The organism is uncultured Thomasclavelia sp., assembly GCF_944324745.1.
Lineage (GTDB): Bacteria > Bacillota_I > Bacilli_A > Erysipelotrichales > Coprobacillaceae > Thomasclavelia.
Window position 1 is genome coordinate 1 of record NZ_CALUXO010000014.1, and the last position, 12,727, is coordinate 12,727.

A 12,727-nucleotide genomic window follows, 5' to 3' on the forward strand; every position below is an offset into this window, starting at 1 on the left:
TTTCTCATAATCAAAACCTCCAATTTAAAATGTGAGGTTTATAGTATAGCATTTTTTTGATAATGTCCCAACATGTTGGGACATTATCAATCTTGTTACATTAAGACATTATCATATTTGAATCAGACAGTATTTTTCGCAAAATGAAATTATTTTGTATTAATAATTAATATCAGTTATAATAGAAGTAATGAAGAAAAATAAGGAGGTAAGGTATGAGTTTTCCAAAAGGATTTTATTGGGGTGGCGCTACTGCTGCTAATCAATTAGAAGGAGGATGGCAAGAAGGAGGTAAAGGTATTTCTTGTCCAGATATTTGTACTGGTGGTACAGCTACAAGAAGTAAAAGAATTACACCTGAATTAGAAGAAGGTACTTTTTATCCTTCACATGATGCGATTGATCATTATCATCGTTTTAAAGAGGATATTGCTTTATTTGCAGAAATGGGATTTAAAATGTATCGTTTTTCTATTGCCTGGACAAGAATCTTTCCAAATGGTGATGAAAGCGAACCAAATGAAGCTGGTTTGAAATTCTATGAAGAATTAATTGATGAATGCTTAAAGTATAATATTGAACCAATGGTTACTATTTCTCACTATGAAGTACCATTTAATTTAACTAAAAAATGGAATGCCTGGGTAGATCGTCGGATGATCGATTGTTATTTGAATTTCTGTAAAGCAATTTTTACTCGTTATAAAGGTAAAGTAAAATACTGGTTAACATTTAATGAAATTAATAGTGCTACAACTGCTATGGGTGGTTTTTTAGGACAAGGAATTTTAAATGAAATCAAACCAATGGATTTCATGGATCAAGTTGATGTTCCTAACAATCGGTTCCAAGGATTGCATCATCAATTCTTAGCTAGTGCTTTAGCAGTTAAAATGGCTCATGAAATTGATCCAGAAAACAAAGTAGGATGTATGCAAATTATGGCAACAAGTTATGCTTTGACTTGTAATCCAGCAGATGAAGTAGAAAATCAACAAAAGAATCATTTAATGAATTGGTTCTGTAGTGATGTCCAATGCCGTGGTAAATATCCAAATTATATTAAAAGATATTTTAAAGATAATAATATTGAAGTTAAAATGGAACCTGGTGATGATGAAATTTTAGCTAGTGGACCAGTAGATTTCTATACATGTTCTTATTATATGTCAAATTGTCAAACTGCTGATCCTGAAAAACAAGTTGCTGGTAAAGGTAATATTTTAGGTGGCGTACCTAATCCTTATTTAAAAGCTAGTGATTGGGGATGGCAAATTGATCCTGAAGGATTACGTTATTCATTGAATGAAATTTGGGATCGTTATCAATTACCAATTTTCGTTGTAGAAAATGGTTTAGGAGCTCATGATAAAATTGATGATGATGGTAAAGTTAGAGATGACTATCGTGTTGATTATTTAAGAAAACATATTGAACAAATGTATGAAGCTGTGTTAGATGGTGTTGACTTAAGAGGATATACTCCTTGGGGATGTATTGATTTAGTTTCAGCTTCAACTGGTGAAATGGAAAAACGTTATGGTTTTATCTTTGTTGAAAGATATGATGATGGAACTGGAGATTTTGCAAGAAGAAGAAAAGAATCTTTCTATTGGTATAAAAAAGTTATTGAAACTAATGGTGAAGATTTGGGATAATAGATGTGTGCAAACACATTTATTTTTTTGGAGGTCTAATGAAAGTACGGGGTTATTTTTTAACTATTTTATCAGCTGTTATTTTTGGTTTTACACCAATTTTAGCTAAACTTACATATTCAATGGGAAGTAATGGAATTACGATGGCTTTTTTTCGGCATCTATTTGTTATTCCGGTTTTATTTTTGATTATTAAAATTCAAAGATTAAACTTTAAAATTACTTTGAAGCAATTAAAGAAGATTTGTCAAATCGGGATTATTGGAACTGCGTTAACTATTGGTATGTTATATACTTCTTATAGTTATATTCAAGTTGGAACAGCAACGGTACTCCATTTTCTCTATCCATTATTTGTTTCATTGATTTGCACTTTTTATTATCATCAAAAAATGTCTAAAGCGATTAAATATTGTTTAGTAATTGCCAGTATTGGAATCGTCTTTTTTATTGAATTAGGCGGGTCTTCTTCAATAGGAATTATTTTAGCCTTATTATCAGGAATTACTTTTGCTTATTATTTAGTAGGAATTGAACAATCGGGTTTACAAGTATTAAATCCCTATGTTTTAAATTTTTATTTTGCAATCGTTATTGCTTTGGTTCTGTTTATTTTTGGTTTGATTAGTGGGCAGTTAGTGTTAGTATTGCCTGTAATGGCATATGGTTATTCGTTTATAATTGCTATATTAACTTCAATTGTCGGAATAATTTGTCTGCAACTGGGAGTTCGTTATCTTGGAGCAGCTACTGCATCAATCTTAAGTATGTTTGAACCAGTTACCAGTTTGATTTTTGGTGTTTTAATTTTAGGTGAACAATTAACGATATTAAAATTGATCGGTTGTTTTTTGATTTTAGGAGCGATTACTTATTTAATTATGAGTAATTCATCAAAAGCGACTGACAAATAAAATTAATACTAGCATGATGCTAGTTTTTTTTATCTTTAGTTCATATTTATTTAGTAAAGAATATGTTAGAATCTAGTTAAGATAAATGATGAAATATAAGGAGGAAAATAAAGTGGCAAAATATGTAATGGCTTTAGATCAGGGAACCACTAGTTCACGCTGTATTATTTTTGATCGTCATGGTAATGTTAAAGCCATCGCTAGAAAAGAATTTGAACAAATATTTCCCCAACCGGGCTGGGTTGAACATGATCCGATGGAAATATGGTCTTCGCAACTGGCAGTAGCAATTGAGGCTATGGCCAAAAAAGGAATCAAGGCTCAAGATATTGCCGGAATTGGCATTACTAATCAGCGGGAAACAACAATCGTTTGGAATAAAGAAACGGGCGAACCAATTTATAATGCGATTGTTTGGCAATGTCGACGAACTGCCGATATGATTGATCAATTAGTTGCTGACGGGATGCAAGAATATGTCATTGAAAAAACCGGTTTGATACCGGATGCTTATTTTTCAGCTTCAAAAATTGCCTGGATCTTACAAAATGTTCCGGGAGCCAGACAACTGGCTGATGAAGATAAATTGTTATTTGGAACTGTCGATACATGGCTGATTTATAATTTGACGGGTGGTAAGGTTCATGTAACTGATTATACTAATGCTTCAAGAACGATGTTATTTGATATTCATCAGCTCTGCTGGGATCAAACGTTATTAGATTATTTTAATATTCCAAGAAGTATGTTACCTGAAGTTAAACCATCAAGCTATATTTATGGACAGAGTCAGACGGGAATTTTAGGTGGTCAGATACCAGTTGCTGGAGCGGCTGGTGATCAACAGGCAGCACTATTTGGGCAATGTTGTTTTGAACCAGGTGAAGCCAAAAATACTTACGGTACAGGTTGTTTTTTATTGATGAATACCGGTGAAAAAGTCTATCATTCAAAAAATGGATTGATTACCACGATTGCTGCTAGTGAAAATAATCAAGTACAATATGCCCTGGAAGGAAGTGTTTTTGTCGCTGGCGCGTTGATGCAATGGCTGCGAGATGGCTTGAAGATGATTGAAAATACGCCGCAATCATATGAATATGCTATGAAAGTAAAAGATACTAATGGAGTATATATTGTACCAGCGTTTACGGGTTTAGGAGCTCCTTATTGGGATCCATATGCTAAAGGTACTATCGTTGGTTTAACTCGTGGTTGCACTAAAGAACACTTTATTCGCGCGGCTTTGGAATCGATAGCTTATCAGACCAATGATGTTTTAAAAGCCATGCAGGAAGATACAAAAATTGCCTTAACTAAGTTAAAAGTTGATGGTGGTGCCAGTCAAAATGATTTTTTAATGCAATTTCAAAGTGATATATCTAATTGCTTAGTTAACCGTCCTCAATGTGTTGAAACAACAGCATTAGGTGCAGCGTATTTAGCGGGCTTGGCTACTAATTTTTGGAGCGGTAAGGATGATATAATAAATAATTGGCAATTAGACCATGAGTTTAAACCAGAAATGAAATCAAGTCAGCGTTTAGAAATATTAAAAGGATGGGACAAGGCAGTACGCTTTACGTTACAATGGAAAGAAATGTAAAAGAATCAGGTTTTTAGGCCTGATTCTTTTCTTCATCAATAAATGTTTTATAAATAGCTTTGATGGCTTTTTTGAAATGACGATTTTTAACACCGACAATAATATTTAATTCAGATGAGCCCTGATCGATCATTCTAATATTAATTCCTGCATTTGCTAAGGCAGTGAAAACTTTAGCGGCAATCCCTTGGGTATCACGCATTCCTCGTCCAACTACGGCAATTAACGCTAGATCAGATTCTAATTCAATTGAATCTGGATGAACTGCTCGATGAATACCAGAAAGAATCTTTTGTTCTTTATCAATAAAATTATCTGTTTCAACGATTACGTTCATAGTATCAATACCTGAAGGAACATGTTCAATTGATAATTCATTATCTTCTAACACTTGTAAAACTTTACGTACAAAACCAACTTCACTATTCATCATATCTTTTTCAATGCTGATAGTAGCATATCCTTGTTTACCGGCGATACCAGTAATGACATGATCTGGTTTGTGGCAAGTAGTTTCCACAATTAAAGTACCGGCATCTTCAGGCCGATTAGTATTTTTGATTTGGATTGGAATTCCTTCATTACGAATTGGGAAAATTGAGTTTTCATGTAAAACGCTTGCTCCCATATATGAAAGTTCTCGTAATTCTTTATAAGTGATCGTACCGATAGTATCCGGATTTTTGACAATTCGTGGATCGGCTACTAAAAAGCCAGAAACGTCAGTCCAGTTTTCATATAAATCAACATGACCGTTACGAGCGACGATGGAACCAGTAATATCACTTCCCCCACGTGAGAAAGTTTTAATAGTATCACTACCATCATTTAAAGAACCATAAAATCCTGGAATAACACAGTTTTTAACTTCAGATAATCTTTTTGATAAGATTTTGTCAGTTTTTTTATGATCATAATTTCCATGACTATCAATAAAGATTACTCCTTTAGCATCAATAAATTCAAATCCTAAATAATTAGCTAAAACAATACCATTTAAATATTCCCCACGGCTGGCAGCATAATCAATTCCAATTTTATCAATAAAAGCCTGTTTAATTACTTTAAATTCATCTTCAAGTGATAGATCGAGTTTCAAATCATCAATGATATCTTGATAACGTTTTTTAATTAAGGCAAAAGTTTGTTCAAAATCTGTTTGGTTTTCACTGTTATATGCCTGATAAAGCAAATCAGTAACTTTTGTATCTTCTTTAAATCTTTTTCCTGGTGCTGAAGGCACGACAAAACGTCTTGATTCATCACTTTTGATTATCTTGGCAACTTTTTCAAATTGAGTGGCATCGGCAAGCGAAGAGCCACCAAATTTAACTACTTTAATCATCAAGTTTTCCCCCTGTATAAAATGTCTTAATAAAAAATAACATTTTTTGATGAATACATCAATAAAATATTAAAATTATTTTTAAAAAATCATCTCGGAGTTTATAGATAAGCTGACTTGGAAATAATATTAATAATCAACCCATTAAAATCTGTTTTAAAAACAGGGATATTTATCTTTCTATCTTGTCAAAGTTACAATATATAAAAAATTACATTGAGAGGTAGATTATGGAAAAAACAAAGAGAAATTATGAAATCAAGATAAGTTTAGGACGGGATATTAATGGAAATACGATTTGCACTTCGGTTTATACTGATATTTATCCGGAAGTAGAAATTCTTGATTGCAGCAGTGATACGTTAATTGAAAATGTCACTATCAATCATGTTTTATTCAAAGATGTTATTAATGATTGGCTTAGATATATAAAAGGGAGCGTTAAATTACAAAGTTATAATAAATATTTAGCTAGTGCTCGATTATATATCATGCCTGAGTTAGGAAATCGTAATTTAAAGTCACTAGACACGATTAAAATTAATCGTTTTTTAGAGCATCTGGCAACTAGTGGTCGTCATGATGGAAATGGATTATCAGAAAGTACTTTAAAAACAGTTTTATTCATCATTAAAGAAACTTTTCAGTATGCTTATAATTTTGGTTTAGTCAATGAAATAATTCATAATATCGTATTACCAAAAAAGAAAAAAAGTAAAGACAAGCGTTATGTTTTAGAGAAAAAGGATTATTTAAAAATACTCGATTATATTCAAGAACAACCGACCTCATTAAACATAGGAATAGGTTTGAGTTTATGCTGTGGTTTACGAATCGGTGAATTATGTGGATTAAGAAAAAAAGATATTGATTTAGAAAATCATGTCATCAAAATCCATCATACATTACAGCGAATTAAAGTTTCTGACTATGATCAGAAAACAAGAATAATTTTGAGCACTCCTAAATCCAAAACTTCAAAACGGATAATTCCGATGCCCGAAATCATCATTCCAATCTTAAAAACAAATAATTATCATGAAAATGATTTTATTTTAAGTGGCAGTCAATCATGGGTAGAGCCACGTCAGCTGACCAGATATTTTAAAAAATTGTTACAGAAACTAGAAATTAGAGATACTAATTTTCATACTCTCAGACATACTTTTGCATCTTTATGTATTGCCTCAGGTATGGATGATCGAACATTAAGTGAAATCTTAGGACACTCAAGTGTAAATATCACAATGGATCGATATGTTCATCCTAATTTGAAGATGAAACATGAAATGATCAATAAAGTTGATTTTATCAAGCGTTAAATAGTATTTGACCGTAGAAATAAAATGGAGTAGAATTAAACTAATTAGACGGGGAGAAAGTCCCGTCATTTTTTAATCGAGGTTATTATATGAAAGAAAAAAAATATACCATGAGTGATATCGCTAAAATGGCTGGAGTCGGTAAAAGTACGGTTTCACGTTATTTTAATGGTGGTTATGTAAAAGAAGAAACAAGAGATAAAATCAAAAAAGTGATTGAAGAATGTCACTATGAACCCAGTACTATTGCCCAATCATTGAAAGCTAAATATTCAAAAGTGATTGGAATCATAGCTCCATGTCTGGATTCGATTACTACATCAAGAGTATTGATGACAGCTGATCAATATTTAAAAGATCAAGGCTATACTACTTTGATCATCAATACTAACCATGATGAAATGCGCGAATTAACATCAATCGAACAGTTATGGCGAATGAATGTCGATGGAATTATTCTAATGGCTACAACAGTAACTTTAGCGCATCAGACGATTGCAGCTAAATTGGATATTCCATTGTTATTTGTGGCTCAGCGTTATGGTGCTGGAATCTCGATTATTAATGATGATTATAATGCTGGATATGATGTTGGAAAATATGCTGCTAGGATGGGACATAAATCAGTTTGTTATTTAGGGGTCAATGGTAAAGATGAGGCTGTTGGAATCAATCGTAAAGATGGGGTTTTAAATGGTTTGAAAGAATATGGGGTTAGTGATATTGATATTGTTGAAACAGATTTTTCAATGGAAAAAGCATACAAACAATCTCGTGAATATTTAAAGAAAAAACGGCCAACTATTATGATAGGTGCTACTGATAATATTGCTTTAGGGTGTTTGAAGGCGATTAATGAGTTAGATTTAAAGATGCCTGATGATATTTCTTTGATTGGTTTTGGTGGTTATGAAACATCTTATTTTATTACTCCAAGTCTGGTAACTGTCAGATTTAATAATGAGGAAACTGGTGTTTTAGCGGGAAAGACAATTATTGATCTGATTGAAGGAAATAAAGTTCCTAATTTACAGTTGGTAGATTATCATTTGATTTTAGGAAATAGTGTTAAAAATTTATCTGATGAAAAGTAATGATTTTAAAGATCATTGCTTTTTTTAATGAATTATGGTATCGGTACCATTTTTTTATGAAAAGCTATTGACTTAATAAAAATTAAGGTATATATTATGGATATGGAACCGATACCATATAAGAGGAGGAGAAAAGATGGATTACAACAAGATTGCCCAAGACATCATTGAAAATGTTGGTGGGGCCAGTAATATTAGTGGTGCAATGCATTGTGCTACTAGATTACGTTTAAACTTAGTTGATGAAAGTAAAATCAACGAAGAAGCATTAACAGATATTGAAGTAGTCAAAGGAACATTTTTGGCAAAGGGGCAATATCAAATTATTTTAGGACCAGGTTTAGTCAATTTGGTCTGTGATGAGGTAACGAAGATTCTAGGGATTAAACCCGATGAAACAACACAACCTCAAGAGGAAGAAAAAGAGGGAAATATTTTACAAAGAGCAGTACAGTTATTAAGTGATATCTTTGTTCCAATTATTCCAGCCATTGTTGCTGGCGGGTTATTAATGGGAATTAATAATATTTTAACAGCTGAAGGTTTATTTTTTGCGGGAAAGAGTTTAATTGAAGCTTATCCTCAATGGGCAGATCTAGCTGCAATGATCAATATTTTTTCAAATGCCGCTTTTACTTTTTTACCAGTTTTGATTGGATTTAGTGCTACTAAAAAATTTGGTGGTAACCCATATTTAGGAGCCGCTATGGGGATGATCATGGTTCATCCTGATTTATTGAATGCTTATTCATATGGTAGTGCTGGAGTTGAAGTGCCAACTTGGAATATTTTTGGATTAACAATTGAAGCAGTTGGTTACCAGGGAACTGTTTTACCAGTATTAGGAGTTTCATGGATTTTAGCTAATATCGAAAAAAGATTGCATAAAGTTACTCCTATCTGGTTAGATAATCTTACAACACCATTACTTTCAACTTTAATCACTGGATTTATTACTTTTATTATCGTTGGTCCGGTATTAAGACAAGCTGGTGTCTTATTATCAGATGGTATTTCTTGGATGTATAATACTTTAGGTTTATTCGGTGGTGCTATTTTTGGATTTTTCTATGCACCAATCTGTCTAACTGGTATGCATCATAGTTTTATTGCAGTAGAAACCCAGTTACTTGCAGCCGTAGAAACAACTGGTGGGTCATTTATTTTCCCAACAGCATCAATGTCTAACGTTGCACAAGGGGCAGCCGTATTAGCAATTTTATTAGTAACTAAAGATAAAAAATTAAAAAGTATTTGTTCAGCATCAGGAATTTCAGCATTGCTTGGAATCACGGAACCAGCGATGTTTGGGGTTACTTTAAAACTTAAATATCCATTTGTTGCCGCAATGATTGGTTCAGCAGCCGGAAGTGCCTACTTGGCCGCTACAAGAACATTATCAATTGCTTTAGGAGCAGCTGGTTTACCGGGATTTATTTCTATCCCTGCTCATTCTTGGTTAAATTTCGCTATTGGTATGATCATTAGTATTGTAGTAGCTTTCGTCTTAACAATTGTGTTATATAAGAAAAATGAAGGAAAACAGCCTAGTGAAACTGATCAATCAAAATCAAAAATAATTGAAAATGTTAAAACAAAAGTGATCGGGGCACCACTTGCAGGTAAAGTAGCTCCAATCACTGAAGCACCAGATGAGATTTTTGCTCAAAAAATGATGGGAGATGGGGTAGTAATTTTCCCAACTAATGATTGTTTAGTAGCTCCAGTAGCCGGAACGATTACGATGATTTTTCCAACGAAACATGCCTTAGGTATTAAAACTGCTGATGGTGTTGAATTATTAATTCATATTGGATTAGATACTGTTAAATTAGAAGGTAAACCATTTAATGTATTAGTAAGCGAAGGACAGCAAGTAAAACAAGGTGATAAATTAATTGAAATAGATTTTGATATGATTGAAAAAGCTGGTTGTGCCACTGCGACTCCTGTTGTAATTACCAGTCAAAATGAATTTGATATCATTGTTGATGGTGAAGTGAATTTAAATCAAGATATAATGAAATTAAAATAGGAGAAAATATGATGGCTTGTCTTAGTGATAAAGAAATTAAAACAATTGAACAACAGGCAATTAAAGATGAATATCGATTAGCGTATCATTTAATGCCACCAATCGGGTGGCTAAATGATCCTAATGGATTGTGTCAATATCATGGAGTTTATCATATCTATTATCAATATTCACCGGATAATTGTCGCGGTGGCGATAAATATTGGGGACATTATAGTACTAAAGATTTTATTACTTTTAAAAATGAACCTGTGGCTTTATACCCGGATACCAAAGAAGATCAATCTGGAGTTTATTCAGGGAGTGCTATTGTGGCTAATGATCAGATTTATTATTACTATACCGGAAATGTTAAGCATCCTGGTAATCATGATTATATTCACACTGGTAGAGAACATAATACGATGATGGTACTTAGTCAAGATGGGATTAATTTAAAAAATAAAATCTGTTTAATGAAAAATAGTGATTATCCTACTGATGTAACTCTACATGTTCGTGATCCACAGGTAATTAAAAAAGGTGATCATTATTTAATGATTTTAGGTGCTAGACAACAAGATGATGTTGGTTGTTGCTTATTATATCGTTCTATTGATTTAAAACAGTTTGAATTAATTAATCGTATTAGTACGACAAAACCATTTGGCTATATGTGGGAGTGTCCTAATCTAGTGGAGTTAGAAGGACAAATGATTTTATTCTGCTGTCCTCAGGGGGTAAAAAAAATAGGCTATAATTATGAAAATATTTATCAAAATGGTTATTTTATTGTCGATGGTGACATTGAAAAAGAATATACCTTAAGTGAATTTGTAGAATTTGATCATGGCTTTGATTTTTATGCGCCACAATTATTTAAAGATGAAAATAAACGGACGATAATTATTGGCTGGATGGGATTACCAGATGTACCATATACCAATCCTACCGTAGATTATCATTGGCAACATGCTTTAACTTTACCACGACAATTAACTTATCGAAATGGGAAAGTTTATCAATATCCAATTAATGAAACGAAAAAATTAAGAAAAAGTAAAAAAGATGTAAAAATTAAAAATAACCAAAAAATAACTTGCAATACTAATGTATTTGAGTTATATTTACCCGTAAATAATCATGAGTTTGAAATTAAACTTAGAAGTGATGCATCGATCACTTATCATGATCATCTACTTACTTTATCAATGAAAGAAAGTGGTTATGGTCGTGATGCTCGACATATTGTTATTGATAATTTTGAAAACATGACTATTTTCTCTGATGTTTCATCATTAGAGATATTCATCAATAATGGTGAATATGCCCTTACAACTCGCATATATGATCATAGTAAACAACTTGAAATATCTATTGACACCAGTATTCTATGTTCTTACTATGAGTTAAATAGTTATAAAATAATCTAAGGATTATTGAAGCCATTGTCCATATATAAATGGTAAAAAAGCATTTTATCAAGTGGTAAAATGCTTTTTTTTGACTATTATTTTAATAATTCATCTATGCTTACATATTGACTATTTAAAGCCTCAGCTACAGCTTTACAAGTATAATGACCTTGATAAGTGTTTAAACCTTTCATAAATCCTGGATTAGCTTTTAAAGCCTCTAAACCTTGGTTAGCTAACTTCAAAATATAAGGTAAAGTGGCATTTGATAAAGCAATTGTAGATGTTCGAGGAACGGCTCCAGGCATATTAGCTACAGAATAATGAACGACTCCATGTTTGATAAAAGTTGGATCATCATGGGTTGTCGTATGATCACAAGTTTCAATGCAGCCACCCTGGTCAATTGCTACATCAACGATGACACTGCCTTTTTTCATAGTTTTAACCATCTCTTCAGTGACGATTTTTGGAGCTTTAGCTCCCGGTAATAAGACAGCTCCAATAACTAAATCAGCATTTTTAATCGCAGCTTTTAAATTATAAACGTTATTATAGACCGTATGAATAGTACCGTTACTAATATCATCGATATAAGCCATAGTTTTGGCATTGATATCAAATACTTGAACATTAGCGCCTAAGCCTAAAGCCATTTTTGCAGCATTTAGACCAACTTTACCACCACCAATAATTACGACATTAGCTGGTAAAACACCAGAAACACCACCTAATAAAATTCCTTGACCTCCATTATATTTAAGAAGTAAATTAGCTCCAATTTGAACGGCCATCCTTCCAGCAACTTCACTCATTGGTGTCAGTAAGGGTAGTGAGTGATCAGCTTCAACAGTTTCATAAGCAATAGCAGTTGTTTTGCTGTCTATTAAGGCTTTGGCAAACGGTTCATTATTGGCAATATGCAAATAAGTAAAGACCATTTGATCTTCTCTTAAATATTGATATTCACTTTCTAAATATTCTTTAACTTTAATAATTAAATTAGCCTTGGCAAAAACTTCAGTAACTTCACTAATAATAGCTCCGGCTTCCTGATATTCTTTGTCACTAAAACCACTGCCGTTTCCGGCTTGGGTTTCAACATAAACTTGATGTCCCGCTTGAGATAATGCATAAACTCCAGCTGGTGTCATTGCTACACGATTTTCATTATTTTTGATTTCTTTTGGAATTCCCACTATCATGATAAAAATTACCTTCTTTCCATTATAAATTTATTACTTTAATTGTAACATCATTCATCCAAATAAACAAAATAATTATCGAAAGGAGTTATCTAAATTGTTGCTTTTAAATATTAAATATAGGATAATAAGCCTATATTTTTGTTGCCAAGGG

Annotated in this window: 9 protein-coding genes; 7 read left to right on the plus strand and 2 right to left on the minus strand. The window is 32.5% G+C overall.

From position 1 onward, the window contains the following. Nucleotides 1–215: 215 nt before the first annotated feature. The 3 genes from Q0K54_RS01155 (at nt 216) to glpK (ending at nt 4,178) form a co-directional block, all read left to right on the plus strand. The gene (locus Q0K54_RS01155) at nt 216–1,658 is read left to right on the plus strand and encodes a glycoside hydrolase family 1 protein (protein ID WP_294578010.1); all 1,443 of its coding nucleotides are present in this window, start codon (nt 216–218) and stop codon (nt 1,656–1,658) included. A gap of 38 nt (nt 1,659–1,696) precedes the next feature. After that, nucleotides 1,697–2,572: a DMT family transporter gene (locus Q0K54_RS01160; RefSeq protein WP_294578011.1), complete on the plus strand. Its 876-nt coding sequence runs from the start codon at nt 1,697–1,699 to the stop codon at nt 2,570–2,572. 112 nt (nt 2,573–2,684) lie between these two features. Next, nucleotides 2,685–4,178, plus strand: coding sequence for a glycerol kinase GlpK (gene glpK, locus Q0K54_RS01165; protein ID WP_294578012.1), 1,494 nt, complete (start codon nt 2,685–2,687; stop codon nt 4,176–4,178). A 13-nt stretch (nt 4,179–4,191) separates the two neighbouring features. Here glpK and Q0K54_RS01170 read toward each other — a convergent pair whose 3' ends face one another. Further along, entirely contained in the window at nt 4,192–5,523 is a 1,332-nt protein-coding gene (locus Q0K54_RS01170; RefSeq protein ID WP_294578013.1) for an aspartate kinase, read from the minus strand. 230 nt (nt 5,524–5,753) lie between these two features. On the opposite strand from Q0K54_RS01170, the gene Q0K54_RS01175 reads away from it, so the two are divergent. The 4 genes from Q0K54_RS01175 to Q0K54_RS01190 all read left to right on the plus strand — a co-directional run bounded on the left by Q0K54_RS01175 (nt 5,754) and on the right by Q0K54_RS01190 (nt 11,386). Continuing rightward, nucleotides 5,754–6,845, plus strand: a complete 1,092-nt coding sequence (locus Q0K54_RS01175) for a site-specific integrase (protein WP_294578014.1) — start codon at nt 5,754–5,756, stop codon at nt 6,843–6,845. Between the two features lie 89 nt (nt 6,846–6,934). Beyond that, nucleotides 6,935–7,939: a LacI family DNA-binding transcriptional regulator gene (locus Q0K54_RS01180; protein ID WP_294578015.1), complete on the plus strand. Its 1,005-nt coding sequence runs from the start codon at nt 6,935–6,937 to the stop codon at nt 7,937–7,939. Nucleotides 7,940–8,075: 136 nt separating this feature from the next. Further along, complete coding sequence (locus Q0K54_RS01185; RefSeq protein ID WP_294578016.1) at nt 8,076–9,974, plus strand: sucrose-specific PTS transporter subunit IIBC; 1,899 nt, start codon at nt 8,076–8,078, stop codon at nt 9,972–9,974. Nucleotides 9,975–9,985: 11 nt separating this feature from the next. After that, complete coding sequence (locus Q0K54_RS01190) at nt 9,986–11,386, plus strand: glycoside hydrolase family 32 protein (protein WP_294578017.1); 1,401 nt, start codon at nt 9,986–9,988, stop codon at nt 11,384–11,386. A gap of 77 nt (nt 11,387–11,463) precedes the next feature. Here Q0K54_RS01190 and ald read toward each other — a convergent pair whose 3' ends face one another. Beyond that, a complete protein-coding gene (gene ald, locus Q0K54_RS01195; protein WP_294578018.1) occupies nt 11,464–12,573 on the minus strand; it encodes an alanine dehydrogenase in 1,110 nt (369 codons plus the stop codon). Between the last annotated feature and the right edge of the window lie 154 nt (nt 12,574–12,727).

Bases quoted from the DNA above. Each gene is read 5' to 3' on its own strand.
- Q0K54_RS01155 (WP_294578010.1), top strand. From the start codon at position 216: ATGAGTTTTCCAAAAGGATTTTATTGGGGTGGCGCTACTGCTGCTAAT.
- Q0K54_RS01160 (WP_294578011.1), top strand. From the start codon at position 1,697: ATGAAAGTACGGGGTTATTTTTTAACTATTTTATCAGCTGTTATTTTT.
- Q0K54_RS01170 (WP_294578013.1), bottom strand. From the start codon at position 5,523: ATGATTAAAGTAGTTAAATTTGGTGGCTCTTCGCTTGCCGATGCCACT.
- Q0K54_RS01175 (WP_294578014.1), top strand. From the start codon at position 5,754: ATGGAAAAAACAAAGAGAAATTATGAAATCAAGATAAGTTTAGGACGG.
- Q0K54_RS01180 (WP_294578015.1), top strand. From the start codon at position 6,935: ATGAAAGAAAAAAAATATACCATGAGTGATATCGCTAAAATGGCTGGA.
- Q0K54_RS01185 (WP_294578016.1), top strand. From the start codon at position 8,076: ATGGATTACAACAAGATTGCCCAAGACATCATTGAAAATGTTGGTGGG.
- Q0K54_RS01190 (WP_294578017.1), top strand. From the start codon at position 9,986: ATGGCTTGTCTTAGTGATAAAGAAATTAAAACAATTGAACAACAGGCA.
- ald (WP_294578018.1), bottom strand. From the start codon at position 12,573: ATGATAGTGGGAATTCCAAAAGAAATCAAAAATAATGAAAATCGTGTA.